The sequence below is a fragment of the Xanthomonas sp. NCPPB 3569 genome (genome assembly GCF_041475645.2).
Lineage (GTDB): Bacteria > Pseudomonadota > Gammaproteobacteria > Xanthomonadales > Xanthomonadaceae > Xanthomonas > Xanthomonas phaseoli.
In genome coordinates, this window is the sequence record NZ_CM192969.1 from 2,592,068 (window position 1) to 2,617,031 (window position 24,964).

Sequence of the window (24,964 nt, forward strand, 5' to 3'; positions counted from 1 at the left end):
AGCGCCGGCAGTGGTTGCGAACATGACTGCAGGCCACCATGCACCGTGCGTGCATACGTGCGCGCACTGCGATAACCGCGCAGCAGTCACTTGGTTGCGCTGAAGCGGTGCGTGCCATCGCGCGCCGCTTCAAGCGCCGCACCCAGTGGCGCGCTCAGCCCGCCGCAGCGGTCACCACGATTTCCACCTTCCACTCCGGCCGCGCCAACTTGGCTTCAACGGTGGCGCGGGCAGGCGTGAAGCCGTGCGGCACCCACTCGTCCCAGGCCTTGTTCATGCCATCGAAATCGGCGATGTCGGCGAGGAAGATTTCCGCCCGCAGGATCTTGGTCTTGTCGCTGGCCGCCAGCGCCAGCAGCTTGTCGATCTCGCCCAGCACCTGGCGGGTCTGCCCGGTGATGTCCTGGCTGGTGTCCTCGGCAATCTGGCCGGCCAGGTAACACACGCCGGCATGGACGGTCATTTCGGACATACGCGGACCCGCATCGAATCGCTGCAGCATTTCAGGCTTCCTACGGTTGATTGACCCCTGCATTGTCCCGCGAATGCGGCAGACGTGCAGCCCCGTCGCGCTCGCAGCGCGCCAACACGGTGCCCGCGCGCACCATCCACACCACGATCAGCACGATGGCGATCTTCTGGCTGGTGCCCAGAGGTGCGCTCGTCACCGTGACATGGAACAGCAACACCGCAAACGCGGCCCAGCCCAGCAGAAAGGCCGAAGGAAGTGCGCACGCCACCGCACATCGCGTCGGAAGTACCACGACTGCAGCAACACCGCGGCAATCACGCACAGAAACGTCGTATCCGCCGACAGCACATGCACCATCGCCGCTGCCTCCGGTGCCAGCTCGGGCATCCAGCTGTCCCCGATCGAGACCATGCACAGGCCCACTGCGGCCATCCAGAACAAACCCAGCACGGTGCGGCTGCGCGCGGCCGGCGCCAATGCCGCATACAGGCCCAGCGCCAGCCACGCCATCGTGGCGGCCAACAGGCAGTAGGCGGTGCGCAGCAACAGGCCATACGGGCCGTGCAGATAGGCGCTCAGTTGCGCATCCACCCACCATAGATCGCCGCGCAGCCATTGCAGCACCAGCACCAGCCCAATGAAGACCATGCCCGCGGCCGCGGCGATGCGGCCGGCGGAGCCGCGCCAGCGCGGCGGCATGGCGCGCGCGTGGGGCGCAAACCTTGGGGAATCGGGTGGATTGCGCATCAGCAGCCTGTCTGCCTTCCAACTGTCATGGCGGTCCTGTCGTGTTCGTTCGGCAAGTGTGTGCGGCTTTGCCCTATGATGCGCGCGGCCGGCCCGCACAGATACTGTGTCGGTACGATCGAACCACGGCGTTCACCGGATGTCGGCACCTTCGCAACCACGCGGCATGCACCCTCAACCCGACCGGCCCATGCATTGCAAACGCGCGCGCGGCACATCTCGTGCATGCACCCTTCTTCCCTTTCAGCAGATCCCGTTGCCCTCATGACGGATACCTCCACGTCCTCCGAAAGCTCCGCCAGCGGTTGGCGTCGCGCCCTGCCGGTCATCATCAGCCTGGCGATCCTGGCGATGGCCCTGCATGCGCTGTCGTCGCAGTTCACCGACCACGGCTATCGCCAGATCCGGCACGCGTTCCGTGCGCTGGGTGCGGGGCAGATCGCACTGACGCTGCTGCTCGGCTTGAGCAGCTACGCGTGCCTGGTCGGCTTCGACTGGGTGGGGCTCAAGCGCACCGGCAAGCAGTTGCATCCGGCACGGGTGGGCATCACTGCCTTCATGGCGCATGCGGTCGGGCAGACCTTGGGCTTTGCCGCTCTCACCGGCGGCGCCGTGCGCCTGCGCGGCTACGGCAGCGTGGGCCTGACCCTGGCCGAGATCGGCCAGGTGGTGCTGATGAGCACACTTGGTTTCATCTTCGGGGCCTGGGTGCTGCTGGGTCTGGCATTGCTGCTGGAACCGGAAGCGGCCGCGCGCGCGTTGCCGATCACCGCGCAGGCCATCCGCATCGCCGGCATCGTCCTGCTGGTCGGCTACGGCGCCATGCTGGCGCTGGTCGGCAAACAGGGCCGCGAGTTCGGCATCCGCAGCCACCGGTTCTGGTTACCGGACCGCACCACGGTCCTGGGCGTCACCGCACTGAGCGTGGTGGAGCTGGGCCTGGCCGCGGCCGCGTTCTACGTGCTGCTGCCGCCGGACCCCGGTACCGGCTACTTCGGCTTCATCGGCATCTGGCTGGTGGCCGTGGTGGCCGGGCTGATCTCCACCGTGCCGGCCGGCCTGGGCGTGTTCGAGTGGAGCCTGCTCAAACTGCTGCCGCACGTGACCCCTGCCGCGGTCCTGGCGGCGGCGCTGGCTTACCGCGTCACGTATTACATCGTGCCGCTGCTGATCTCCGTGGCCATGGCGGCCGCCTCCGGGCTGCGCGCGCCGGTACGCGTCGGCGCCAGCACCGCGCGCACCGTGTGGAAGACCCTGCGCCCGTGGCTGCCGCAGATTCTGGCGTTGGCGGTGTTTGCGGTGGGTGCCGCGCTGGTGATCGACGGCACCCTGCCGACACCGCGCGCGCGCCAGGAAGTGGCGCCGCTGCCGCTGATCGAAACCTCGCACCTGCTGGTCAGCCTGGGCGGCATGATGCTGCTGCTGATCGGCCAGGGCCTGCAGCGCCGCAGCCATGCGGCCTGGGTGCTGGCGCTGGGCGTGTGCCTGCTGCTGCCGCCATTGGCGCTGCTGCGCGGCAGCCATATCTCGGTGTCGTTGTCGGCGGCGCTGGCAGCAGTTGCGCTGTGGGCGGCACGGCGCGAGTTCTATCGCCAGGGCGCGCTGCTGGACGAAGCCTGGTCATGGCGCTGGCTGAGCAACCTGGGCCTGGTGCTGGTGGCCACGTTCTGGCTGCTGTTCTTCGTCTACAGCCATGTCGAATACAGCAACGATCTGTGGTGGCAGTTCGCCACCTCGGCCAATGCGCCGCGCGCATTGCGCGCCGCGCTGATCTTGTGCGTGGGCGTGATCGTGTTCGGCATGGCGCGCCTGCTGCGTGGTGGGCGCAGGCCGATGCCGGCCGCCGATGCCCAGACGCTGCAGACGCTGGCACCGATCCTGGCCACCAGCACCGATACCCAGGCCTGCCTGGCGCTGACCGGCGACAAGGCGTTTTTGTTGGATGAGCAGCGCCGTGGCTTTGTGATGATGCAGCGCTATGGCGGTTCGTTGATTTCCATGGGCGACCCGGTCGGTCCGCCGGAGGTGGCGTGCGCGCTGATCTGGCGCTTCCGTGAAGAGGCCGACCACATGGGCCTGCGCCCGGTGTTCTACCAGGTCGGCGAACGGTACTGGCAGACCTATCTCGACATGGGCCTGACCCTGGTCAAGCTGGGCGAAGAGGCGATCGTGCCGCTGGAGGGTTTCACCCTGGAAGGCCGCGACCGTGCCGACCTGCGCCAGGCCTGGAACCGCGGCAAGCGCGGCGGCCTGAGCTTCCGCATGCTGCCGCCCGAACAGGTGGAGGAGGTATTGCCGCGCCTGGCCGAGGTGTCGGAACAATGGCTGGAAGAAAAATCCGGCGAAGAGAAAGGCTTCTCGCTGGGCAGCTTCGATCCGGATTACCTGCGTCGCTTCCCAGTGGCGGTGGCCGAGGCCGAAGGCCAGATCGTGGCATTCGCCAATGTGTGGTGGGCACCGGCCGGTGGCGAACTCTCGGTGGACCTGATGCGGCACAGCGCGCAGGCACCGAAGGGCACCATGGACTTCCTGTTCATCGAGTTGTTCCTGTGGGGCCAGGCCAACGGCTACACGCGGTTCTCGCTGGGCATGGCGCCGTTGTCGGGCCTGGCCGAACATCGCCTGGCCGGGCGCTGGAACCGCTTCGCCAGCCTGGTCGCGCGGCACGGCGAGCGCTTCTACGGATTCAGCGGTCTGCGCCGCTTCAAGTCGAAGTTCGCCCCGACCTGGCGCCCGCGCTACCTGGTCGCCCCCGGCGGCATGCATCTGCCGGCCGCCTTGCTGGATGTCACCCGCCTGATCTCGGCCGATCCTGGGCGGCAGGAGTAAGGCCTGGCGGGACGCTGGCGCCAGGCCTGCGGGTCTGGCGGCACTGGTCACTGCGGATGCCGGAAGCGCAGGCGCACTCGGTTCCTGCAATGCTGGCCTGCCAAGAAACGGGGGCGAAACGTGAAGGCGCGGTGCCGCATTCGAGGGCGGGACCGTGCGGCGGCCTGGATCCAGCCAGAGCGCTTGCATGGATGGATTCACCTGCATCCCGACACCGGATGCGGCACCGCGGCCGCTCACCAACCTTGCGCATGTCGCTGCGGGCGTTTGCACGCATGCCATCGCCGGCGGCCGAAAGGAATCGCCGGGGCGGAAAGCACGGCGGCGGAATTGAATGATCGGACTTCTGTACATCGCCTTCGGCAGCGACGTACAGCGTCAAGACGCCGACATCGACACGTCGGCGCGCGCATCAAAGCAACCGGTGTTGCGCCTTATTTCGACAGCGCGTGCAACTGGTCCATGATCGTCTTGGCCAGGGTCGCGTAATCGCCCTTGAAATGGTGATCGCCCGGCAGTGCGACCCGCTTGGCCGCGTTTGCGGGCAGGTCCGGGCAGAGCGCATCGCCGTCGTCCTGGCCGTAGATGCACACCGTCGTGCCGGCCGGCAGACGCTGTATCTCCGGCGCGATCGGCAGGCCCTCGTCGTCCGAGCCCAGCCAATTGCTGACATGGAATTCGTAGTCGGCCAGCTTGCCGACCGACAACAGCGCCGTCATGCGCAGGTTCTGCTTGGTCGCCGCCGGCAGTTTGTTGATGGCCGCCGGCAGCACGTCGGCGCCCTGCGAAAACCCGATCAAGACCACGCGCTGACGATCCCAGCGCTGCGCATAGATGCGGGCAATGCGATCCAGGTCGTCGGCAAAGCCTTGCGGCGTGCGCTCGGTCCAGAAGTAACGCAGCGAATCCAGGCCGACCACCGGAATGCCTTGCGCGGCGAGCGCGTCGGCCACCTCTTCGTCCAGGCCGGCCCAACCGCCATCGCCGGAGACGAAGATCACGAAGGTGTCGTCGTCGCTGTCGCCATCGGGCTTGGCCGGCAGTTCCACCACCGGCAGATCCGCCAGACCGCCCGGCGGCGGCGGCAAAGCCACCCCCTTCTGCTCGCCCAACGAGCGCACCGCGGCACGCAGGCCGGGCAGGATGTCGCCTTGCGCGGAGCGCCGGAAGGTTCGCGCCTGCGGCACCTGTTTGAGGAAACCCTCCTCGGTGGCCGCGGGGCAGCGTTTGTCCTGGCTGGCGGCCAGCACCCACGGAATCTGCAGCGGCACCGGCAACAGGGTATTGGTGCCCGGGCTGACACCCGGCTGGCAGATCGCCTGGTTAGACACGGTGGCCGGGCACAGCCCGTCGGTCAGCACGCCGGCCAGCACATGCGACTTGGATTGCGCAGCGATCGCGTAGGCCAGCGCCGCGCCCTCGCCATCGCCCACCAGCAGCGGCAGGCGATAGGTGGGAATGTGGTAGAAGGCCTGCATGTAGCGCGAGAAGTTTTCTACGTCGCCAACGGAGAACGTGCAGGTGCCGCCGGCCTTGCGCAGCACCGCGTACAGGTGCGCGGTATCCACCACCGCCACCATCGCACCGTCGGCGCGCAGGCTTTCTGCCTGGGCCTGGCGCTTGGCGGCATTGCCGGCACCGGCCAGCCAGATCACCACCCGTTGCGGCTCGCCCTTTGGCATCAGCACCGGCACCTGCTCGAAACGGCCATGGCTGACCGGTCCCGGCGCCTGCGCGGCGACTATGCCCGACAGCGTCAACATCGCCGCGCCGCAGAGCGCGCTCCACATTTCAAGTCGTCGCATGTCGCACCATCGGGAAAAGTGGTTCAAAGATAATCGTTCCGGACTGCAGCGCGAAGCGCGGGACAGCGCTCATTGGGCTTCGGGGCGGCTGGGCACCGGCTGGCGCGCCTCCCACGCGGCCAGGGCCTGGCGGTAACGCGTCAGCTCCTCGGCATACAGATCGTGCACGCACAGCGGGCAGCCGCTCTCGCAACATTCGTTGGGCGCAGGCGGCTGCGGGGCGATAGGGCGTGGGTCGGGGCTGGAAGCAGCGCTGTCGTGCATGCGGGCATTGTAGCGTGCGCATCGGACTCAGCCGGGCATGCAGCCCGGCCGGGGCATGGCCGCTCAGCGCCCCAGCCGCCGGCGCAGATTGGCGCGCGCCGCGGTGTCGTGATGGGTATGGAAGTAGTCGCTCAGGAAGATGCGCGGTTGCTTGAGCACACCGGCCAGGAACCGGCGGCGATTGAGCCGGAACAGCACGCTGGGCACGTGCCCGCGATACTCCTCGGCGATGGCCCGATCATAGGCATCGAACACCGCTGCGGGCGCGGCCAGGATCGCCATGTCGCAGTCCAGGAACAGCGCGGCGTCTTCATCCACGTCCTGCGGCAGCACGTGCCCATGCCGGGCCGTGAGCAGGATCAGCGCCTGCACCCGCTCGACATCCACCTGGGCCTGCGGCCACCAGCGCGGGATGGATTCGGCCGCCATCCGTGCCGATTGCGCTTCATTGTCGCTGCGTCCGGGCTGATACACCGCATCGTGGAACAGCACCGCCAGCCAGACCTCCACCGGCTGGCGCCAGCCCGGCCCGGCGGCGACCTCTGCGTAGTGCTGCAGCACCGCGCGAACATGGCCGAAGTGGTGGTAAGCCCGCGGTGGCGTGGCATAGGCCTGTTCGAGCGCGGCCAGGTGGTCGGCGTGCAATGGCAATGGCGTGACGATGTCCATGCCGCAGGCTACCGCGTACGTGCGGTCATGCCCATCAGCGCAGCGACCAGCGGCCTTCGATCTGGTAGCGCGACTGGCCGAGAAAGCTGCGCACCAACGCAAACTCGCGCACGGTCCAAGCAAGCGCATCGCAGCGCCGCTGCGGCACCGCCTGATTGCAGTACAGCAGCGTCATGTGCGGCGTGTATTGCGCGTCGCCGGCAATGCCGACATGCGCCAGCTGCCTTCCCAATGCGCCTTGCAGCTCGTAAAGCCCACGCACCTGCTCTTCGCCACGCAGCACGCAGGGAAGCTGCGAGCGCCTGCCACCGAAGGTGCCGACGCGATCGAACTCCACCTCGAACGCGTCCATCTGCACGCGCGTCGCGGCCTGGCTGGCGCGGCTCACCAACGAGGGCGGCAGGCCACCGGCGTAATCGCCCAGATGATGCAGGGTCACATGCAGCCGTTCGCGCGCAAGCGGCTTGCCTTCGGCGTGCCCGCCTTGCAACAGGCTGTCGGCGATCCGTGCTGCATGCTCGGCGGTGGGCGCATCGGCCATCACCGCGAAAAACAAACGTTCGGTGGTCTTCTCTTCGCCAAGCCCGAGCGACAACTGCGCCTCGGCCGACGACAGGTACAGGAACTGTTGCTTCATGGGTGGATGCCACGACCGCGCAACGCGCGCCTGCCTGAAGAAGGGCGGCGGATACTAGCAGACCCGACGCGCACCGAATATGCCGAATTGCAGGATGCGGATGTGGAACCTTTACACACTGCGTGGAACTGCGACTGCGGGTCGGGCCCGGCACTCGCGCCGTGCCAAGACACAAAAAGAAACGGGCAGCCTGCGCTGCCCGTTTCCGCCTTTATCGTCTTACCCCGGAGCCGCATCGGATCGGTGACGATGCACTTCGGTTCTGCACTCGATTTATGCAGCGCTCTTCATCGCATGCTTGCGGTTACGCATGACGTCATGGCAAGCGCGCACTTCCGGCAGCAGGCGCAACGCGGCTTCGCGTGCAGCGGCCGGGGTGTCCTGGTCGGCGATGGTCTGATCGAACGCCTTCAACAGACGGTCTTCGGACTCTTCCAATTCGGCCACATAGCCGTACTTGGTGTCGCCCAGGGTTGCACGAACCTTGCCGTAGAACTGCTGCATGCTGCCCACCATGGTGCCGTGCTGTTCCGGCGTTCCACCGGCGGCGGTGACCACACTGCTCAGGCTGCTGACGATGTCGGTCTTGACGCCGGCAATGCGACGGAACAGCGTCGCGAGCTCTGCGTCGCCCACCTTGGCCGCGGCTTCTTCATAGAAGTCCTTGCCGTCGCGCGAGATGGCGATAAGGTCGTTGAGGCTATGCTCGGTTTTGCTCTGAATGCTCATGTGTGGCTCCTTGTTGGGATGGGCCGACGCTGCACGGTGCGATGACTGCGCATGCGGCGGAAGGTGAGTCAATCGATGGCTCGATTGCATTGCCGTCGCGTTGTGTACGGCCTCATCCTCGCCCCGCCTGCATAATCGATATGTGAGCGATGCGGGCGTCTTCCTCACACCGTCGTGCAGGCGATGAATTGCAATTCATCCATGCCAACAGCGGGTCAAGATCACTTCGGCTGGCGACTGGCCCACATGTTGTCGACCAGGTTCGGATACGGCCGTCCCGCTTCTTCTGCACGCTGCTTGGCCGCTGCCTTTTGCGCGTCGGTCAATGGCGTCGACTTCGCCTTGCCCTTGGGATTGGCGCGCTTCCACGGCGGTGGAGTGAACTCGGTCATGGCACTGTTCGGTCCGCTTGGTTGGGCACCAAGTCTCGCCGCTACCACGTGAGATGGCTGTGGCGACGCCATGGTCTGCGGATCGCCGCATCGCGGCGCAAGCGGCTGCCGCGTGGCGAACGTTGCCGCGAGCGCTTGCCCGTCGCGGCACCGACCACTCAGCAGTTCGTCAACACCGTGCGCTGCTGATGACGCTCCTGCCACACCGCCGCTGCATAGACCAGCAACCCACCGAGCGCGGTGGCCGCGCCGACATAGCCGGTGGAGGTCCATCCCCAACCTGCCGTGATCGCCATGCCGCCCAGCCAGGGGCCCAATGCATTGGCCGTATTGAACGCTGCATGGTTGGAGGCTGCGGCCAGGGTCTGCGCTTCTGCTGCCACGTCCATCAAACGCGTCTGCAAGGCAGGCGCCAACGCCCCCATGGTGCCGACCGCCACGATCGAGACGAACACCCACACGTCTGATAGCGCTGCCAGCGGAAACGTCAGCATCACCACCATCGACCACAGCAGCAACACCGGCACCGCGCGGAACTGCATGCGGTCGAACAACCAACCGCCCAGGATGCTGCCCAGCACCCCGCCCACGCCGAATGCCACCATCGCCAACGGGATACGCGCTGCGGTCACGCCGGTCACCGCAGTCAAGGTCGGCGCAAGGTAACTGAAGACGCAGAACATGCCGGAAAAACCCACCGCCCCGATCGCCAATGCCAGCCACACCTGCGGCTGATTGAACGCGCGCAATTCACGCAGCGGCTGCTGGCGCGGCTCCTCCGGCTGCGGCGGCAACAGGATCGCCACAGCGGCGACCGTGCCCAGCGCAATCACCGACACCGACGCATAGGCCCAGCGCCAGCTCACGATTTGCCCCAGCCAGGTTGCCAGCGGGTTGCCCACCAGCAACGCGACGCTCAACCCCAACAAGACCCGCCCCACTGCAGTGGCACGTTGATTGGGCGGGCTGATCGATGCGGCCACCAGCGACGCAACGCCGAAGTAGGCGCCGTGCGGCAGCCCGGCGATAAAGCGGCACAGCAGCATGGTGTGGTAGCTCGGTGCCAATGCGCTGGCCACGTTGCCCAGCGCATAGAACACCATCAGCATCAGCAACAAGGTGCGCCGCGGCCAGCGCGCGCCCAGGATCGCCAGCAAGGGCGCACCAACCACCACGCCCAGTGCATACGCGCTGATGACGTGACCGACCTGCGGTTCGGTGATCTGCAAGCCCTGCGCAATCTGCGTCATCAGGCCCATGGTGGAAAATTCGCTGATGCCGATCGCGAAGCCGCCCATCGCCAGCGCAAGCAGGATCAGCACGTAATCGCGCCGGGACACGCGTGACGAGGAAAAAGCGGTATCGGTCATGCCCGACTCCAGGAATGGCGGGGCGGCCTATTATTGTGCAATGCAGCAGAGCAGGAAAGCGCGACACCACGGCCTGTTCAGTCCCAGCGCCCACTCCATCACAGTTACAACGCATTCGACGCGACAGGGACGCTGTGTCCTATCTGCATCGCTCGAATCTGCTCGAGTCCGCCACCATCGCTACCGGGCACCGCGATCGGCGCGGCGTCGCGCCTGGCGCGTGATCAATTTCGACTGGCTGCTGATGTCCAAATCCACTCAATCCCCCTTGTTCTCGCCGGTGCGCCTGGGCGCGCTGGATCTTGCTAACCGCGTGATCATGGCCCCGCTGACGCGCAACCGCGCCGTCGCGGGCCAGGTGCCCTCGCCGCTCGCCGCCGAGTATTACGGCCAGCGCGCCACCGCCGGCCTGATCGTGGCCGAAGGCACCCAGATCAGTCCGCTGGGCCAGGGCTACCTCGATACGCCCGGCATCTACACCAAGGAACAAATCAACGGCTGGCGCGCCGTGACCGATGAAGTGCATCGCCGCGGCGGCAAGATCGTGCTACAGCTGTGGCACGTCGGCCGTGTCTCGCACACCAGTGTGCTGCCGCCGGGCGAAGTGCCGGTTGCGCCCAGCGCCATTCGCGCCGAAGGCAAGACCTTCACCAAGAACGGATTCGAGGACGTGTCCGAGCCGCGCGCGCTGGCACTGGACGAAATCCCCGGCTTGATCGAGGACTACCGCATCGCGGCGCGCAACGCGCTCGATGCCGGCTTCGACGGCGTGGAAGTGCATGCGGCCAACGGCTATTTGTTGGACCAATTCCTGCGCGACAGCTCCAACCAGCGCACCGACGCCTACGGTGGCGATATCGAAAACCGTACCCGCCTGCTTGCCGAAGTGGTGCAGGCGATTGCCGATGAAATCGGCGCCGAGCGCACCGGCGTGCGCTTGTCGCCGGTGACCCCGGTGTACTGCGCGCACGACTCCGACCCGCAGCCGCTGTTCGAGCGTGCGGTCGAGCGCCTGAATCTGATCGGCGGGCTGGCCTTCGTGCACGTGATCGAAGGTGCCACCGGCGGCCCGCGCGACAACATCGCCTTCGACTACGCCGCATTGCGCGCCAAGTTCGACGGCGCATGGATCGCCAACAACGGCTACGACCGCGGCATGTCCGAACACGCCATCAGCAGCGGCTACGCCGATGCGATCGCCTACGGCCGCCCGTTCATCGCCAACCCGGACCTGGTGCGCCGGCTGCGCGAGAACGCGCCGCTGGCCGAGATCGATCAGGCAACGATGTACGGCGGCGGTGCCAAGGGCTACACCGATTACCCCGCATTGCCGAAGTGATCGCCTGATCAGCACCTCACCGCGCGACCGCACCTGCCACCTGGCATGGTGCGGTTGCGTGGGTAACGCCGATGCGCTGCATCCTGCTGGTGGCCGATAAGCAGCTGCCGGTCTTGCAAATGCACCGCTTACTATGCGGCCCGACAGCCAGGGTTTGTTGATGGAAGTGCCGCCACCTCATCCCGGTGTGCACCGTCACGACCGGGTCGATTGCTGGACGGCTGCCGCGAACTCAGCGGCGCGCCGCCAATCCGCTTCGTCGCCGGGATGGGTTCGAATGCGACCTGCGGCAATCCGGGTGACAAGGTCGATGCGCTGGATGCGATAAGCCGGCGCCGGCGCACGCGGCGGTGTCGGCCAGCAAGGTGGCTTGAGCAGCGCCCGCCGCGACATGCGCTGGTGGATGCGACAGCGCGGCAGGGTAACGGCGGTGTCTCCGCGCGATCAGCGCAACGGGCCTGCACTTCCCTAGCCTCAGGTGCGCTGCGCATAGGGGCGATGCGCGCGCCGGCTTGGCGCCATCGCGTTCTGCGGCGCCGCTGGTCAACCGCGCCTATGCCTTGCGCAGGAAACAGGTCTTCAACACCAGGCCCTTGATCTTTTCCGAGTTGCCCTCGATGTGCTCGGCATCGTCTTCGACCAGGCGAATATTGCGGATCACCGTGCCCTGCTTGAGCGGGATCGAAGAGCCCTTGACCTTGAGATCCTTGATCACGGTGACCGTGTCGCCGGCCTGCAGCACGTTGCCGTTGCTGTCGCGCACCACCGTCGTGTCTGCCGCGGCATCGCCCGCGCTCCATTCGAAGCCGCACTCGGCGCAGATCGACGTCGCGCCATCGGCATAGGTGTTGTCCAGTCCGCATTGCGGGCAGGCGGGGACGGTAGGCATGCAATTCCTTGATCGAAGCGGGCGTGGATTGTAGCCGCCCGGGTGCGCGATCACGCACCCGGCACGGCGATGGCGCGATAGTGCGGCGCTTGTCGAATGCCCCGCAGGTCGCGCGTGTCCCATCAGCCAGTGTCCCCTTCCTCGCGCACAATCCCGCCCTCCCCTCGCCCCGAACAGGGCGACGCCGGCCGCGGTAACGGCCCAGGCAAGACCAAGGGGTCGCACGTGGTGGTGTACGTGGCACTGGCGGGCAATCTGGCCATTGCCGTGGCCAAGTTCATCGCCGCCGGCATCTCCGGCAGCTCGGCCATGCTCAGCGAAGGCGTGCATTCGCTGGTGGACACCGTCAACGAAGTGCTGCTGTTGTATGGCTTGCGCCGCGCCGCACAGCCGCCCACCCCGACCCATCCGTTCGGTTACGGGCGCGAGCTGTATTTCTGGAGTTTCATCGTCGCCCTGCTGGTCTTTGCGATGGGTGCAGGCGTGTCGCTGTACGAAGGTATCGTGCATTTACGCAACCCCGAGCCGGCCAAGAGCCATCTGATCGCCTACTGCGTGCTCGGCGTATCGATCGTGTTCGAAGGCATTTCGTGGGTGGTGGCGGTACGCGAATTTCGCTCCAAGAAAGGCCGCATGGGCTATTTCCAGGCATTTCGCCAGAGCAAGGACCCCACCACCTTCACCGTATTGTTGGAAGACAGCGCCGCATTGATCGGCCTGCTGATGGCGCTGCTCGGCCTGGCCGGTGCGCAATTGTTCGACATGCCCGAACTCGACGGCATCGCTTCGATCGGCATCGCCGGGGTACTGGCATTTACCGCGTTCCTGCTGGCGCGCGAAACCAAGGGCCTGCTGATCGGCGAGCCGGCGCATGCGAATGTCACCGACTCGCTGCTGCGCATCGCCGCCAGCGACCCGGACGTGCGTGCGGCCAATGGCGTGCTCACCATGCAGATGGGCCCCAACCAGGTGGTGGCGGCGTTGAGCGCCGAGTTCGAAGACAGTCGCACCACACCGCAGATCGAGGCCTGCGTCGGGCGAATCGAAGCCGCTGCCAAGCAGCAACATCCCGAACTCACCGCCCTGTTCATCAAGCCGCAGACCCCGGAAACCTGGCGTGCACGGCGTGCGCAGATCGAGAGCGGCGCAGAGCCGAACTGAGGGAGACCGGAGCGTGCGGTATGCAGATGTCGTGATGGACATGCCTATCGGTCGCTGCGGGGTTGCGCGTGTCGTTCTAACCAAGCGCCATTGCCGAACTCGCCGATCGCGCTGAGGACGGTCGGCCCGACCCACACCCCGCTTCAATCCGTGGTCGCGCTGACGTAGCCGGCGCGAGCCTGGTCGTGGCGTCGTGCCGCCAAGCTGATCCCCGCCTCAACCGCAAACCCGGCTGCGGTTGCATGATCCGGTGCGATTGCCTACGGTGTGCGTGCGGCATCTCTTCGCATCGTGAATCAGCCGATGCATTCCCCTCGATCACCCGTCATGGAGGTTTCCAATGGAAATCAGCCAAGGTCGCGTTGCGACCATTCACTACACCCTTTCCGACGACAACGGCCAAGTGCTGGACCGCTCCACGCCCGACACCCCGCTGAGTTATCTGCATGGCGCCGGCAACATCGTGCCCGGCCTGGAGCAGGCACTGGAAGGCAAGCAGCTGGGCGATACGCTCACCGCCGACGTCGTGCCCGAACAGGGCTATGGCCCGCGTCATGCGCAGCTCATCCAGCAGGTGCCCCGCGATGCGTTTCCGACCGATGTGGAAGTGGTCCCCGGCGTGCAGTTCGAAGCGCGCACGCAGCAGGGCCCGGTCCTGGTCACAGTGACCGAGGTCGGCCCTGACCAGGTCACCGTGGACGGCAACCACCCACTGGCCGGGCAAACGTTGCACTTTGCGGTCGAGGTGGTGGCAGTGCGCGAGGCCACCACGCAGGAATTGAACGACGGTCACGTGGCCGAGCTGGCGGCCTGACCGGAGCGCGCGCCGCGCCCGCGTGGCTGCGGCGCGGCCAGTGCCCGACACAGCGCCTGTGTTCGGCCACTGGCATCACCGACGCTGCCGGTCTCGACGGCAGGCGCGGCAGCCGTAGTAAAGTGCGCGGCCCGCTCTCCAGGCCCGTCTGAATGAAACTCGGCATCGACTTCGGTACCAGCAACTCCGCCGCCGCGGCGATCGTGGATGGGCAGGTGGTGCCGGTGCGCTTCGGCGAGGCCTTGCAGTTCCGCACCACCGTGTATTTTCCCGAGACCATGCGCGACCCGGACAATTTCAGCCTGACGCCAGCGCTGGAGTACGAGGTGGAGCGGCTCATCGACTCGGGCCGCCGCGATGCATTGGCCGCCGGCCGCACTCCCAACAACGACAGCCTGCGCCGCGACGCGATCCGCATCGTGCGGCGGCAGTGGATGGAAGAGCAGGTACGTGAGCCACGCAGTTCCGCTGCCCTGCTGCAGAACGCCGTCTACGGCGACGAAGCGCTGGATGCGTATTTTCTCGAAGGCGAAGGCAGCCTGGTGCAGAGCCCCAAGTCGATGCTGGGCTACAACCTGCATCCGCGCGCGCGCCAAACCATTACCGGCATCGCGACCCATGTGCTGGAACATATCCGACTGACCGCTTCGCGCCAGTTCGATGTGAACATCCGCCAAGCCACCCTGGGCCGGCCGGTGCAATTTCGCAGTTCGATCGGCGAGGCCGGCAATGCGCAGGCGCTGGAGATCCTGCAGACCGCCGCGATCGCCGCCGGTTTCGACAATGTGGACTTTCTCGAAGAACCTGCAGCGGCCGCGATGCATTACCACGTCAGCCACGACAGCCGCCACGACACCGTGGTGGTGGATATCGGCGGCGGCACCACCGACATTGCCCATGCCAGCGTCGGTGGCAGCGCTGCGCCGCAGGTACACCGTGCCTGGGGAATTGCGCGAGGCGGTACCGATATCGATCTGGCGCTGAGCCTGGCGGCCTACATGCCACTGTTCGGCCGCGGCATCACCCGCGTGCCCACCCACCATTACGTGGAGGCGGCGATGGTGCAGGACATGACGCGACAGCGCGAATTTCGCCTGCACAAGTACCAGGACGTGCCCGCCCCCTTCGACAAGCGCCTGCAGGCCCTGCAGGACACCGGCAACACCGCGCGCCTGTATCGCGGCGTGGAAGCCTGCAAGATCGCGCTCAGCGAGGCGGATCGGCACCAGGCCGCGCTCGACTTCATCGAGCGCGGCCTGGGCGTGGACGTGCAGGCCGATGCATTGGTTGCGTCCGCTTCCAGCTATCTCGGCGAATTGGCGAGCCTGCTGGAACAGGTGCGCGCCGACATGGCGGCCGCACCGACGACGGTGTTCCTGACCGGCGGCATGTCGCGGGCCGGCTACATCCGCGAGACCGTGGCCGCTGCGTTCCCCGAATCGCGCCTGGTGCATGGCGATCCGTCATTCGGTGTGGTCCAGGGCTTGGCCTGGGCCGCCGCACAGGCCCACTCGTCGGGCGATTAACACGCGCTGCCACCTCATCCCTTAGAATGTGCGGTTGCTGCTCGACGCCCAGCCGTCTTGCCTGCAATGGCACGCACACCGTGCCACCGCAATGGCGCACCGAACGCCGTCGCACTCTCGACACCGCTTCCGCGCGCGCCACCCTAGCCGCACGCGGTGTCACCGCACTTCCCCGCTACAGGAGGCCACATGGCACGTCCCGCGACCAAGCAGAAATCCCAGCCCAGCATCGCTCGCAGCGAAGGCAAGTCGCAGCCGCTCAGTCGTGAGCGCATCGCTGCCGACATCGCCGCGTTCCGCAAGACCGGCGGCCGGATCGAAGTGCTCACCACCAACTTCGGCCCGGCGCGCAACGACGGCGACAAAACCGCCTGACGCAGCCAACACCGCGGCAGGTTGCAGTGCATGGTGCCGCGAAGTTGGATTGTTGTATCGACATGCCACCGCAAGGTGGCATGTTTGTTTCTGGGGTACGTCGCTGTCATGCAGACGCATCACGCAGGAACGTACCTCCAATGCGATGTCGTGTCGCTTGTGGCGACGCCCCACGCAATGACTTCGCACAGGCTGCCGATGCGCGGCAACCGAACGCTGCGGGGCGTCGGCGCCTTGCGCCGCATCCGCGCTACCCCCCCAGGCGTGTACCTGCCGACTCCACCTGCATGCGCGTGTGGGCATGCACGCATTGAACGCGTGCAATCTGCGGCACGTCTACATGCGCAGACGCGCATGCATTCACGCTGCACACCGACAGCGCAGAGTTGGCCCGCTACAATGAATGCCCCTTTTGATCCTGCACGCTGAGATGTCTGCCGCCGATGCGTTGCCCGCCATGATCCGCAGCCTGTTGCCCCATTGGAATCCCGCATGGCTGGCGATTGCGGTGCCGACGGTCAAGATCGTGCTGATTCTGGCAGTTGCCGCGCTGGTCCGCCTGCTGCTCCGGCAATTGCTGCGGCGGCTGTGCACGCGTTACAGCGTGCCGGCCGAAATGATGATCGGTATCCGCCGCGTCGGCAGTTTCGTCATTTCGGTCAGTGCCTTGCTGATGGTGCTGCGGGTCGTCGGCGTCTCGGGTGGCACCTTGTGGACTGCATTCACCGGGTTCGCAGCCGTCGGCGCAGTGGCCTTCTTCGCTGCATGGAGCGTGCTGTCCAATATTTTCTGCACGTTCCTGATCATCACCACGCGGCCATTTCGCCTGCACGATCACATCGAGGTACTCGAAGGCGGCGACAAGCCCGGCTTGAAGGGACGTGTGATCGATATCAACGTGATCTACACCACGCTGGAAGAAACCGGCGAGCGTGCCGGTAGCGTACTGCAAGTCCCCAACAGCCTGTTTTTCCAGCGTACGACGCGTCGCTGGCGCGAGACCGGCAGCTTCAACGCCAACTAGGCGCAAGGCGAAGACGCGTGACGGCGGCGAGTTCGCCAGTGGCAGAACGCAAACACGGCAGCGTCCGCAAGCGGCACACTTCGGCGACCACGGCAGGCTCCACTGCAGCGTTGGCTTGCGGTAGCGGCGCCGGATGCCGTGAGCGCGGTCGCGACTGCACCGAGTGCATGGCCCATCAAACTCAACGCAGCTGACTGTCCTTGCTGCCGCGACGGTTGTAGCCGCTTTGCGCGGCCTGCTCCTGGTCGTGCGCCTCTTGGCAACTTACGCACAAATGCACGCCGGGCACTGCCTTGCGACGCGCCTCGGGAATCGGTGCGTCGCACTCCTCGCAGTGCGTCAGACTCGGCCCTTGATGCAGCTGACTCCGTGCGCGCTTGATCGCATCGTCGACAGTGGCATCGATCTGGTCCTGTACCGCTCCATCACCCGCCCATCCGGTCGCCATGGTCGCTCACCTCGCTGGTCTGGACACACATATGGTCATTCGCGCAGGCAAATCCAAGCCGCACGTGCACAGTACGCTCAAGCTAGTTGAACTAGCATCAAATCACCGCCACCGGCCGCACGCGCGGCAGTGAGCAAGCACTCCGCCACCCGCATCCACGAAGGAACAGCAATGGAACAGCCCGTCCACCCGTTTTCCGAACTCTTCGCCCAGCTTGGCCTGCCGTCCGACGAAGCCAGCATTCGCAGCTTCATTGCCGAGCATTCCCCGCTGCCGGGCGATATGCGCTTGGAAGAAGCGCCGTTCTGGACGCCTGCCCAATCCCAACTATTGCGTGAAGAACGCCTCGACGATGCCGACTGGATCGTGACCATCGATCAACTCAACATCGCCTTGCATACCACTGCCGACGATACCGGCGTTTAAGGCAGAAGCGCGCTCGCGCACCACGCTTGAGGTCGCCTGCAGCCGACATGCTTGCCAGCGCTTCGGTAAAAAAAAGAGCGGCCATTGGCCGCTCCTTTGCTTCACAGGCAGGATAGCAGGCCGCAACGCGCGTGCCCGGCTGTGCAATCTGCGTCAGGTCACTTTCTTGGCAATCGTCATGCCCAGCACGAACAGCACGATGGCGATGATGATGCCCGCCCAGAACAGGAACTTGGCAATCCCCATCGCCGCGCCGGCCATGCCGCCGAAGCCCAGCGCACCGGCGATCAAGCCGATGATTGCGAAAATGATGGCCCACTTGATCATGATGTTGTCTCCTCATCGGCACCGTGCCGTTGTTCGATCGTGTGCTTGCGGCGCAGCGCCACAAGACATGCATCGCACGCTACCTATTCGAATGTGCCGCACTCGTGAATACGCCTGACACACGCTGCAATACATGCGGTGCATTCAGAGAACAGGCAGCGCTTCCACGCAGGCGCGCGCGCTCGTGGAGACATCAACACAGCAGCGCGCGGGGCCGTCCGTACACGACCGAACACCACATCCGCATCGCATCGTGCAAAGCGCACTGAGCGCAACAGATGCACGCGCCTGCCACATCGACTCGGCGCGCATGCGCCCGGTGCGTAGTCACGCACCTGCACGCGTGGATTGGTCAGTAACCGATACATCGGCGATCATGCGTGCTTGCCCGCGACAGATCGCCATGGACACTCTTCGCTACCTCACCGGCTACCCGCCCGCCGTCCTGGATCAGGTGCGTGAGCTGATCGCGCAGGACAAGCTCGCCACCGTGCTGGCGCGGCGTTACCCGGACCGGCACGCAATCCGCACCGATCGCCATCTCTACGAGTACGTCAAGGCGATGAAGGAGCGCTACATGCGCTCATCGCCGACCCTGCACAAGGCGATGTACGACAATCATCTGCATGTGGTCAAACACGCCCTGGGCACGCATACGGCGGTCTCCCGCGTGCACGGCGGTCGCCTGAAGGCCAGCCGCGAGATCCGCATCGCTTCGGTGTTTCGCGACGCGCCGGAACCGTTCTTGCAGATGATCGTGGCGCACGAACTGGCGCACCTGAAGGAGGCCGATCACAACAAGGCCTTCTACCAGCTCTGCAACCACATGACCCCGGACTATCACCAGCTGGAATTCGATTTGCGCCTGTATCTGACGCAATTGGCCCTGTCTGCCGATCGCTGAGCAATGCAGGACGTGCAACCCGGCGTGGCTGACCGAACCGCTGCGCTCACCGACAGGCGGGCGCGCACGCCGCCGCTGCCCTGGATCGCCAGTCCCACTCTTACACTTTCGTGCACTGCAGTTCCGAGCGCGCCGCCAACCTGCGCCTGACGACCGCTCGCTCGGGGCGTTGGCCACTTTAGGATGCGCGCATGCAGCCCTCCTCTCTTGCAGACCTCACCCGCGCCGCGCAACGCCAGCAACCCGGCGCGATCAACGCGCTGGCCCAGGCGCTGGTGCGAGCCGGCCAACCGGAACAAGCGCTGTCCTGGTATTCGCGCAGCGCGGCCGCCGGCGATGCGCTGGCGCAGGTCGAAGCCGGGCGCATGCGGGCCTATGCGTCGGTTGCGAGGCGGACGTCGGTCAGGCGCGGGCGTACTGGGAGCTGGCCGAGCGGCAGGGCACTGCGGCAGCAGGCTATCTGCTGGCGACCCTGGCGGTGGGAGAGCAGCCGCTGGCCCTGGCCGGCACTGCGCAGGATCGACTGCAGTCGGCAGCCGCTGCCGACTACCCGCCAGCGCTACGCGCCATCGCCATCCATCACGGGCGTGTGGCGCATCCGGAGCGGCAACGGCAGTGCGTGGCCTTGCTGGAACGCGCAGCGGCAGGCGGCGATGCGGTGTCGGCCGCCCTGTTGGCCGAGCGCCTGCTGCGTGGCGAAGGCGTGCCGCCCCAGCCCGACGCCGCTGCACAGCTCATGCAGCAGCTGCAGCCCCTGGGCATGACCGCGCTACCGGCAGTGGACGTCGCGCCGCCGGACCCCGCAGACGACACCGACGATCACCGCATCGCATTCGCGCCGCGTGTTGGCCCGGTGCGACGCCACACAGCCCCACGCATCGAAGAATATGCCGCAGTCCTGTCGGCCGACGAATGCCGCTTGCTCATGCTGCTGGCGCGACCGCATCTGCGTGCCTCGAAGGTGATCGATCCCAACGATGCCAGCACCCAGCGCGCGCCGGTCCGCACCAGCCGCGGTGCGACATTGGACCTATCATCGAGGACTTCGCCGCGCGTGCCGCGCAGGCGCGGTTGGCGGCCTGCGCGCAGCTCCCGCTCGCCCACGCAGAACCGCTCTCGGTGTTGTGCTACGCACCGGGCGAGCAGTACCGCGCGCACCGCGACTACCTGCCGCCCGGAACGATCGCCGCCGACCGTCCTACCGCCGGCAACCGCCAGCGCACCGTCTACGTCTATCTCAACGACGTCGGCGCCGGTGGCGACACCGAATTTCCGGTCGCCGGCGTTCGCGTACGGCCACGTCCCGGCACACTGGTCTGCTTCGACAACCTGCATGCCGATGGCCGCCCGGACGCCGATTCGCTGCACGCCGGCCTGCCGGTCACGGCAGGCAGCAAATGGCTGGGGACGCTGTGGTTCCGCCAGCAACGCTACCGGGATTGGTGAACAGATTCATACACAACCCCCTGCCGACGTGGTTTAAAATGTTGCAACGCGACGTGATCGGACAGGATCTGCAAACGTCGCGTTTTTTGTTTCCCACGGCACGGGTGCACGCCCGGCTTCAGGGAAGGCACATCACGCAGCCCCGCGGAGCCTTCGATGCTTTTCGACACCCTCGATACCACCGGCCACGAGCAGGTGATTTTCTGTCACAACCGCGACGCCGGGCTCAAGGCGATCATCGCCCTGCACAGCACGCGCCTTGGGCCAGCGTTGGGTGGCGTGCGGATGCGCCCATATGCCAGTAGCGAGGCGGCACTCAACGACGCGCTGCGGCTGAGCCGCACCATGACCTACAAGAACGCCCTGGCCGGCCTGAATGTCGGCGGCGGCAAGGCGGTCATCATCGGCGACCCTCGGACCGACAAGACCGAAGCGCTGTTCCGCGCCTTCGGCCGGTTCGTCGACACCCTCGGCGGGCGCTACATCACCTCCGAGGACGTCGGCACGGACGTCAACGACATGGAGCAGATCTACCTGGAAAGCGAGTACGTCACCGGCGTGCACCAGGTGCATCGCGGCTCCGGCGACCCAGCGCCGTTCACAGCCTATGGCGCGCTGCAGGCGCTGATGGCCTCGCTCAACCGCAAGCTCGGCCACGAAGAAGTCGGCAAGGCCAGCATCGCGATCCAGGGGCTGGGCCATATCGGCATGGAGTTGGTGAAGCTGCTCAAGGAACGCGGCGCAAAACTCTATGTGGCCGACCTGAATCAGGCGCTGGTGGACCGCGCGGTGGCCGAATACGGTGCAGAAGCGGTGCGCCCGGATGAAATCCATCAGGTGTCGGCCGACGTGTTTGCCCCGTGCGCGCTGGAAGGTGCCATCAACGAAGACACGCTGCCGCAACTCAAGGCCAAGATCATCTGCGGCACGGCCAATAACCAGCTGGCCAGCGCCGCCATTGGCGAAGAGCTGCATCGGCGCGGCATTTTGTATGCGCCCGATTACGTGGTGAATGCGGGCGGAGTGATGAATGTGTCGCTGGAGATCGACGGCTATAACCGCGAGCGCGCGATGCGGCTGATCCGCAGCATCTATCACAACCTGGAAAAGGTCTTCGATCTGTCCACGCAGCTGGACGTTTCGCCGCAGCAGGCGGCCGACCGGATTGCCGAAGCGCGCATCGAGTCCATCAGCAAGCTCAAGCTGCCGCTGGGCCGCACTGCGCCGCGCTTCCTGCACAAACTGCGCGGCGAGTAACCGGAAACGGACGGATTGGGCATGACGATCAGCGTCGTAGGTGATCACCGTGGTAGGTGATTGCCGCCGAAAACGCCACGCCCGGGCATTGCGCCCGGGCGTCATGCACGCCGATCAGAAATCGGCGCTGTACTTCGGGCTCAGCGCACGGTCGTCGCCGCGCTCGCCCACCCGCTGGTCGTAACCGAAACGCAGCTGGCTCTGCGGGCCAACCGGCGCAGCAGCGGTGATGCCGAACAGACCACCCGAGCGTGCCGGCTGCATGCCACGCAGCGGTGCCCACGCATCCACCCCCACGAAGCTGGCCTCCAGCGTCAAGCCGTCGCTGCTCAGCGCCTGCTGCCATTCCGCATAGCCGCCCAGCTGGAGGCCGCGCCAGCGATACGCCGAGCGCACGCCGGCAAGTGCCTGCGTGCGCGATGACGTATTCGCGTTGGCACGCAATCCGAAGCCATCGCCGCCGTTTTCGCGGAAACCATCGCTGCGCAAACGCACGTAATCCAGGCCCATATACGGCGTCAGGCTTGCACGCGCACCGCCCAGGCGGTACCCGGTTTCCAGATTGCTGCTGAGGTAACTGCCGCTGTAGTCGCTGAAGGCGCTGCTGCGGTCTTCGCCCAGCTGCAGGGTGCGCTCGATCTGCCGATTGACGTTGCCAAAGCCCACTTGGCCCAGCGTGTACGCAGCGCCCAATGTCGTGCCCCAATACAGCTGCGCCTGCACCTGACGATCGCGCCCGCGTGCCCCATCCAGGTCGCCCAGGCTGCTGGAGCGCGTTTCGCCGAACGCAAAACCGGTGACCGCACCGGAAGCCAGGCGTACATCGTTGCCCATCATCCAGCCGGAGGTGGCAAATCCCGAAGTGGTTGCACCACCCTCGCCCGGCCCGCCAAGGGCCCGCTGCCAGTTGCCCAACAGACGCGGCTGTTGCGAGAGCCCATCGAAATGCGCTGCCAGTGCGCGGCGACCCAGGTCGATGGTGTCGAAGGTCATCGCCGCAGAATCGGCATGCGCACGGCCAGACAGGCTGCGCAGCGAATCGGCGGCGGCCTTGGCGTTTGGCGATTGTTGCAAGGCAGCTGCAGCGCGAATGAAGCCGCCGCTGAGCGCACCGTTGCCCTGGAACTGCTGCGCATCGACCTGCTGGAACGCCTGCTCGACGCGGATGGCCGAATCCATCGATGCGGTGCCGATCGCGCCCAGCGACGCGGCGACCGCGGTGACATCCATGCGCTGCAGCGACACATACGCGGTGTTGGCGTCGTAGCTGCGCGTGGCGCTCAGAAAGGTCACCGCCGGCCCGCTGCTCAGCGTGTCGAATGTGCCTTGCAAACCACCGGTCGCCTGCAGCACCGCGTAGGTGGTGTTGTTGACGACGTAGTCGCGCCGACCGAGCAATTGCAGGTCGCCTGCGATGGTCGCCGTGCCCGCCACATTCAAACGGTCACCCACATTCACCGCCAGGCGACCATTGCTGGCCTGCGTGTAGTTGCCGGCAATGGAGGCGGTTGCGCCGTTGACCTGCAAGGTGCCGGCGTTGTCGACCCGACCACCGACGTTGCCCGCGCCAACCAAGCGCGCGCCGTTGGCGATGCTCACGCGCGCACTCTGCAAGCTGGCCGTCTGCAAGGTGCCGCCAAGTACCTGGGTGTCGCCGGTGAAGGCATTGGCCGTGCTGCTCAATACCAAGGTGCCGGTGCCGCGCTTGGTCAGGCCACCGGTGCCACTGATGGCGTTGGCCCAGGTCGAACGCAAGGTGGTGACATTGACATCCACCGTGCCCCAATCGAAGCGTGCCGGCCCCAACACTGCCTTGCCGACGTTGAGCAGGCCGTAGCCGAAGACCGGATCCACGCCCGCAGCTCCCAAGTCGGTGGCGGTTCCCAGCAAGGTCTGGCGCACCAGATCGTTGTTGAAATACGGAAATGCCTGCCACACCAGCGCAGCCGCACCGGAGACCAGCGGCGCTGCAAACGAGGTGCCGCTGCCGTAGAAATAACGGATGTTGCCGGCAGTGGCGTCCGGGTCGATGAACAGCGACGTGCCTGGCGCGACCAGGCAGTAGCGCATCGCCACACCACAGGCGTTGGAGTACGACGCCAGTTGCGTCGGGTTGGCGGTATCCAGCGCGCCCACCACCAACCAACCGCGCTCCAGATCGGCCGCCGGCAGCGTTCCGTTGGGGCCAGGCTGACTGGGCAGCGCCGCCGTATCGGAGGGCTGCGAGCGCGATTCATTGCCCGACGCGAACACCACTAGCCCATCGTTACTGAGGATGAAGGGGCGGTATTCCTGGGCAATCTGATTGGTCACCGTCGGGTCGTTCCAGTACAGGCCGCCCCACGAGTTGTTCATGATGCGCACACCGGCACTGATCAGATCGGCGTGCACCGGTCCCAGGCCAAGCGGTCCATCGACCTCGTTACCGTCGCCGCTGCCGTCATCCTCCGGCGCACGGTCGCTGATGATGCGCGCAGACACCAGGCCCGCGCCCGGCGCGATGCCGCCGGGCCATTGCCCGACCGCACGCCCGGCGGCCAGCTCGGCCACCACGGTTCCGTGCCCGACCACATCGCCCACCGCGGTGTTGTTGGTTCGTGGGTCCACATAGATGAAGCTGTCGCTGACGCGTCCCTGCAACGCCGGATGATTGGCATTGATGCCGGTATCGATGACACCGATGCGGTACCCAGCACCCGTGAAGCCAAGCACCTGCGCCGCACGCGCGTTGGTCAGCGCCAGATGCGCATCGATCGCCGGCTCCGGCGTGGTGGGTGTCGTCACCGGTGGCGGCGGCGATGTTGGCGGCGATGTTGGCGGCGGCGGTGGTGGCGAGGTCACCGGCGGTGCGGCCGGAGTGCTTGGACGGATACCACCTCCGCCACCACCACCGCCACATGCGGTCAACGCAACGGCCAGCGCCGAGGCCAGGACAGTCCTGGCGACGTCTTGCTTCTTCATTTGTGTTCTCCCCGAACCCATTCCATGGATGGGGCCCAATCGGGCCCGAATAACGCTTTGCTTACTTTAATCGGAAAGCGTGCGCGTGGGGCGCGTGCTGGCGCGGCGCCGCCATGAGGCAGATAATCGTTTCACTTTAAACGGTATCTGCTC

At 66.1% G+C, this 24,964-nt stretch carries 22 protein-coding genes and 3 pseudogenes; 12 read left to right on the forward strand and 13 right to left on the reverse strand.

Annotated features, from left to right (window positions below; translation table 11 throughout):
- Nucleotides 1-154 precede the first annotated feature (154 nt).
- Nucleotides 155-502 (reverse strand): RidA family protein, encoded by a 348-nt coding sequence (locus ACCQ03_RS11420; RefSeq protein ID WP_008578235.1) that lies wholly within the window; start codon nucleotides 500-502, stop codon nucleotides 155-157.
- A 10-nt stretch (nucleotides 503-512) separates the two neighbouring features.
- Nucleotides 513-1,219, reverse strand: a pseudogene (locus ACCQ03_RS11425) (DUF998 domain-containing protein).
- Between the two features lie 264 nt (nucleotides 1,220-1,483).
- Here ACCQ03_RS11425 and mprF point away from each other — a divergent pair.
- Nucleotides 1,484-4,048 (forward strand): bifunctional lysylphosphatidylglycerol flippase/synthetase MprF, encoded by a 2,565-nt coding sequence (mprF, locus tag ACCQ03_RS11430; protein ID WP_057686991.1) that lies wholly within the window; start codon nucleotides 1,484-1,486, stop codon nucleotides 4,046-4,048.
- A 434-nt stretch (nucleotides 4,049-4,482) separates the two neighbouring features.
- Here mprF and ACCQ03_RS11435 read toward each other — a convergent pair whose 3' ends face one another.
- The 7 genes from ACCQ03_RS11435 to ACCQ03_RS11465 all read right to left on the reverse strand — a co-directional run bounded on the left by ACCQ03_RS11435 (nucleotide 4,483) and on the right by ACCQ03_RS11465 (nucleotide 9,914).
- Nucleotides 4,483-5,853: a virulence factor gene (locus ACCQ03_RS11435; RefSeq protein ID WP_209225377.1), complete on the reverse strand. Its 1,371-nt coding sequence runs from the start codon at nucleotides 5,851-5,853 to the stop codon at nucleotides 4,483-4,485.
- Between the two features lie 69 nt (nucleotides 5,854-5,922).
- Nucleotides 5,923-6,117, reverse strand: a complete 195-nt coding sequence (locus tag ACCQ03_RS11440; protein ID WP_057679082.1) for an oxidoreductase-like domain-containing protein — start codon at nucleotides 6,115-6,117, stop codon at nucleotides 5,923-5,925.
- A 63-nt stretch (nucleotides 6,118-6,180) separates the two neighbouring features.
- Nucleotides 6,181-6,786 carry an HD domain-containing protein gene (locus ACCQ03_RS11445; protein WP_209225379.1) on the reverse strand — a complete coding sequence of 202 codons (606 nt, stop codon included), beginning with the start codon at nucleotides 6,784-6,786 and terminating at the stop codon, nucleotides 6,181-6,183.
- 34 nt (nucleotides 6,787-6,820) lie between these two features.
- Nucleotides 6,821-7,423 carry an RNA 2',3'-cyclic phosphodiesterase gene (gene thpR / locus ACCQ03_RS11450; RefSeq protein ID WP_104619911.1) on the reverse strand — a complete coding sequence of 201 codons (603 nt, stop codon included), beginning with the start codon at nucleotides 7,421-7,423 and terminating at the stop codon, nucleotides 6,821-6,823.
- 273 nt (nucleotides 7,424-7,696) lie between these two features.
- On the reverse strand, nucleotides 7,697-8,152 hold the full coding sequence (locus ACCQ03_RS11455) for a PA2169 family four-helix-bundle protein (protein ID WP_017158528.1): 456 nt from the start codon (nucleotides 8,150-8,152) through the stop codon (nucleotides 7,697-7,699).
- A 221-nt stretch (nucleotides 8,153-8,373) separates the two neighbouring features.
- A complete protein-coding gene (locus ACCQ03_RS11460; RefSeq protein WP_057679079.1) occupies nucleotides 8,374-8,544 on the reverse strand; it encodes a hypothetical protein in 171 nt (56 codons plus the stop codon).
- 158 nt (nucleotides 8,545-8,702) lie between these two features.
- Complete coding sequence (locus tag ACCQ03_RS11465) at nucleotides 8,703-9,914, reverse strand: MFS transporter (protein ID WP_057679078.1); 1,212 nt, start codon at nucleotides 9,912-9,914, stop codon at nucleotides 8,703-8,705.
- Nucleotides 9,915-10,134: 220 nt separating this feature from the next.
- On the opposite strand from ACCQ03_RS11465, the gene ACCQ03_RS11470 reads away from it, so the two are divergent.
- Both ACCQ03_RS11470 and ACCQ03_RS11475 read left to right on the forward strand, forming a co-directional pair.
- Nucleotides 10,135-11,253 (forward strand): alkene reductase, encoded by a 1,119-nt coding sequence (locus ACCQ03_RS11470; RefSeq protein ID WP_209225381.1) that lies wholly within the window; start codon nucleotides 10,135-10,137, stop codon nucleotides 11,251-11,253.
- Nucleotides 11,254-11,463: 210 nt separating this feature from the next.
- Nucleotides 11,464-11,725, forward strand: a pseudogene (locus ACCQ03_RS11475) (hypothetical protein).
- Nucleotides 11,726-11,806: 81 nt separating this feature from the next.
- Here ACCQ03_RS11475 and ACCQ03_RS11480 read toward each other — a convergent pair.
- Nucleotides 11,807-12,142 (reverse strand): zinc ribbon domain-containing protein YjdM, encoded by a 336-nt coding sequence (locus tag ACCQ03_RS11480; protein ID WP_057679076.1) that lies wholly within the window; start codon nucleotides 12,140-12,142, stop codon nucleotides 11,807-11,809.
- A gap of 114 nt (nucleotides 12,143-12,256) precedes the next feature.
- Between ACCQ03_RS11480 and ACCQ03_RS11485 the strand changes: the two genes are divergently transcribed.
- The 5 genes from ACCQ03_RS11485 (at nucleotide 12,257) to ACCQ03_RS11505 (ending at nucleotide 17,042) form a co-directional block, all read left to right on the forward strand.
- A complete protein-coding gene (locus ACCQ03_RS11485) occupies nucleotides 12,257-13,303 on the forward strand; it encodes a cation diffusion facilitator family transporter (protein WP_209225383.1) in 1,047 nt (348 codons plus the stop codon).
- Between the two features lie 340 nt (nucleotides 13,304-13,643).
- Nucleotides 13,644-14,117 carry an FKBP-type peptidyl-prolyl cis-trans isomerase gene (locus ACCQ03_RS11490; RefSeq protein WP_017155634.1) on the forward strand — a complete coding sequence of 158 codons (474 nt, stop codon included), beginning with the start codon at nucleotides 13,644-13,646 and terminating at the stop codon, nucleotides 14,115-14,117.
- Between the two features lie 152 nt (nucleotides 14,118-14,269).
- Entirely contained in the window at nucleotides 14,270-15,643 is a 1,374-nt protein-coding gene (locus tag ACCQ03_RS11495) for an Hsp70 family protein (RefSeq protein ID WP_150145724.1), read from the forward strand.
- Nucleotides 15,644-15,832: 189 nt separating this feature from the next.
- Nucleotides 15,833-16,018 carry a hypothetical protein gene (locus ACCQ03_RS11500; RefSeq protein ID WP_017155632.1) on the forward strand — a complete coding sequence of 62 codons (186 nt, stop codon included), beginning with the start codon at nucleotides 15,833-15,835 and terminating at the stop codon, nucleotides 16,016-16,018.
- 430 nt (nucleotides 16,019-16,448) lie between these two features.
- Nucleotides 16,449-17,042, forward strand: a complete 594-nt coding sequence (locus tag ACCQ03_RS11505) for a mechanosensitive ion channel family protein (protein ID WP_150145720.1) — start codon at nucleotides 16,449-16,451, stop codon at nucleotides 17,040-17,042.
- A gap of 181 nt (nucleotides 17,043-17,223) precedes the next feature.
- On the opposite strand, the gene ACCQ03_RS11510 is transcribed toward ACCQ03_RS11505, so the two are convergent.
- Nucleotides 17,224-17,490 (reverse strand): DksA/TraR family C4-type zinc finger protein, encoded by a 267-nt coding sequence (locus tag ACCQ03_RS11510; RefSeq protein ID WP_057679071.1) that lies wholly within the window; start codon nucleotides 17,488-17,490, stop codon nucleotides 17,224-17,226.
- A gap of 171 nt (nucleotides 17,491-17,661) precedes the next feature.
- Between ACCQ03_RS11510 and ACCQ03_RS11515 the strand changes: the two genes are divergently transcribed.
- On the forward strand, nucleotides 17,662-17,916 hold the full coding sequence (locus ACCQ03_RS11515) for a DUF2789 domain-containing protein (RefSeq protein WP_008578215.1): 255 nt from the start codon (nucleotides 17,662-17,664) through the stop codon (nucleotides 17,914-17,916).
- A 153-nt stretch (nucleotides 17,917-18,069) separates the two neighbouring features.
- Here ACCQ03_RS11515 and ACCQ03_RS11520 read toward each other — a convergent pair whose 3' ends face one another.
- Nucleotides 18,070-18,243, reverse strand: coding sequence for a DUF1328 domain-containing protein (locus ACCQ03_RS11520; RefSeq protein WP_003489471.1), 174 nt, complete (start codon nucleotides 18,241-18,243; stop codon nucleotides 18,070-18,072).
- Between the two features lie 376 nt (nucleotides 18,244-18,619).
- On the opposite strand from ACCQ03_RS11520, the gene ACCQ03_RS11525 reads away from it, so the two are divergent.
- The 3 genes and pseudogenes from ACCQ03_RS11525 to ACCQ03_RS11535 all read left to right on the forward strand — a co-directional run bounded on the left by ACCQ03_RS11525 (nucleotide 18,620) and on the right by ACCQ03_RS11535 (nucleotide 21,850).
- Nucleotides 18,620-19,147, forward strand: a complete 528-nt coding sequence (locus ACCQ03_RS11525) for a M48 family metallopeptidase (RefSeq protein ID WP_033478454.1) — start codon at nucleotides 18,620-18,622, stop codon at nucleotides 19,145-19,147.
- 191 nt (nucleotides 19,148-19,338) lie between these two features.
- Nucleotides 19,339-20,593 (forward strand): annotated as a pseudogene (locus tag ACCQ03_RS11530) (2OG-Fe(II) oxygenase).
- A 156-nt stretch (nucleotides 20,594-20,749) separates the two neighbouring features.
- On the forward strand, nucleotides 20,750-21,850 hold the full coding sequence (locus ACCQ03_RS11535) for a Glu/Leu/Phe/Val dehydrogenase dimerization domain-containing protein (RefSeq protein ID WP_057679963.1): 1,101 nt from the start codon (nucleotides 20,750-20,752) through the stop codon (nucleotides 21,848-21,850).
- A 114-nt stretch (nucleotides 21,851-21,964) separates the two neighbouring features.
- Here ACCQ03_RS11535 and ACCQ03_RS11540 read toward each other — a convergent pair whose 3' ends face one another.
- Nucleotides 21,965-24,811: an autotransporter serine protease gene (locus ACCQ03_RS11540; protein WP_209225385.1), complete on the reverse strand. Its 2,847-nt coding sequence runs from the start codon at nucleotides 24,809-24,811 to the stop codon at nucleotides 21,965-21,967.
- Between the last annotated feature and the right edge of the window lie 153 nt (nucleotides 24,812-24,964).

What these genes read in the sequence shown, in the direction of transcription:
- ACCQ03_RS11420 (WP_008578235.1), bottom strand. Translation starts at nt 502, where the DNA reads ATGCTGCAGCGATTCGATGCGGGTCCGCGTATGTCCGAAATGACCGTC.
- mprF (WP_057686991.1), top strand. Translation starts at nt 1,484, where the DNA reads ATGACGGATACCTCCACGTCCTCCGAAAGCTCCGCCAGCGGTTGGCGT.
- ACCQ03_RS11435 (WP_209225377.1), bottom strand. Translation starts at nt 5,853, where the DNA reads ATGCGACGACTTGAAATGTGGAGCGCGCTCTGCGGCGCGGCGATGTTG.
- ACCQ03_RS11440 (WP_057679082.1), bottom strand. Translation starts at nt 6,117, where the DNA reads ATGCACGACAGCGCTGCTTCCAGCCCCGACCCACGCCCTATCGCCCCG.
- ACCQ03_RS11445 (WP_209225379.1), bottom strand. Translation starts at nt 6,786, where the DNA reads ATGGACATCGTCACGCCATTGCCATTGCACGCCGACCACCTGGCCGCG.
- thpR (WP_104619911.1), bottom strand. Translation starts at nt 7,423, where the DNA reads ATGAAGCAACAGTTCCTGTACCTGTCGTCGGCCGAGGCGCAGTTGTCG.
- ACCQ03_RS11455 (WP_017158528.1), bottom strand. Translation starts at nt 8,152, where the DNA reads ATGAGCATTCAGAGCAAAACCGAGCATAGCCTCAACGACCTTATCGCC.
- ACCQ03_RS11460 (WP_057679079.1), bottom strand. Translation starts at nt 8,544, where the DNA reads ATGACCGAGTTCACTCCACCGCCGTGGAAGCGCGCCAATCCCAAGGGC.
- ACCQ03_RS11465 (WP_057679078.1), bottom strand. Translation starts at nt 9,914, where the DNA reads ATGACCGATACCGCTTTTTCCTCGTCACGCGTGTCCCGGCGCGATTAC.
- ACCQ03_RS11480 (WP_057679076.1), bottom strand. Translation starts at nt 12,142, where the DNA reads ATGCCTACCGTCCCCGCCTGCCCGCAATGCGGACTGGACAACACCTAT.
- ACCQ03_RS11490 (WP_017155634.1), top strand. Translation starts at nt 13,644, where the DNA reads ATGGAAATCAGCCAAGGTCGCGTTGCGACCATTCACTACACCCTTTCC.
- ACCQ03_RS11495 (WP_150145724.1), top strand. Translation starts at nt 14,270, where the DNA reads ATGAAACTCGGCATCGACTTCGGTACCAGCAACTCCGCCGCCGCGGCG.
- ACCQ03_RS11500 (WP_017155632.1), top strand. Translation starts at nt 15,833, where the DNA reads ATGGCACGTCCCGCGACCAAGCAGAAATCCCAGCCCAGCATCGCTCGC.
- ACCQ03_RS11505 (WP_150145720.1), top strand. Translation starts at nt 16,449, where the DNA reads ATGTCTGCCGCCGATGCGTTGCCCGCCATGATCCGCAGCCTGTTGCCC.
- ACCQ03_RS11510 (WP_057679071.1), bottom strand. Translation starts at nt 17,490, where the DNA reads ATGGCGACCGGATGGGCGGGTGATGGAGCGGTACAGGACCAGATCGAT.
- ACCQ03_RS11515 (WP_008578215.1), top strand. Translation starts at nt 17,662, where the DNA reads ATGGAACAGCCCGTCCACCCGTTTTCCGAACTCTTCGCCCAGCTTGGC.
- ACCQ03_RS11520 (WP_003489471.1), bottom strand. Translation starts at nt 18,243, where the DNA reads ATGATCAAGTGGGCCATCATTTTCGCAATCATCGGCTTGATCGCCGGT.
- ACCQ03_RS11525 (WP_033478454.1), top strand. Translation starts at nt 18,620, where the DNA reads ATGCGTGCTTGCCCGCGACAGATCGCCATGGACACTCTTCGCTACCTC.
- ACCQ03_RS11535 (WP_057679963.1), top strand. Translation starts at nt 20,750, where the DNA reads ATGCTTTTCGACACCCTCGATACCACCGGCCACGAGCAGGTGATTTTC.
- ACCQ03_RS11540 (WP_209225385.1), bottom strand. Translation starts at nt 24,811, where the DNA reads ATGAAGAAGCAAGACGTCGCCAGGACTGTCCTGGCCTCGGCGCTGGCC.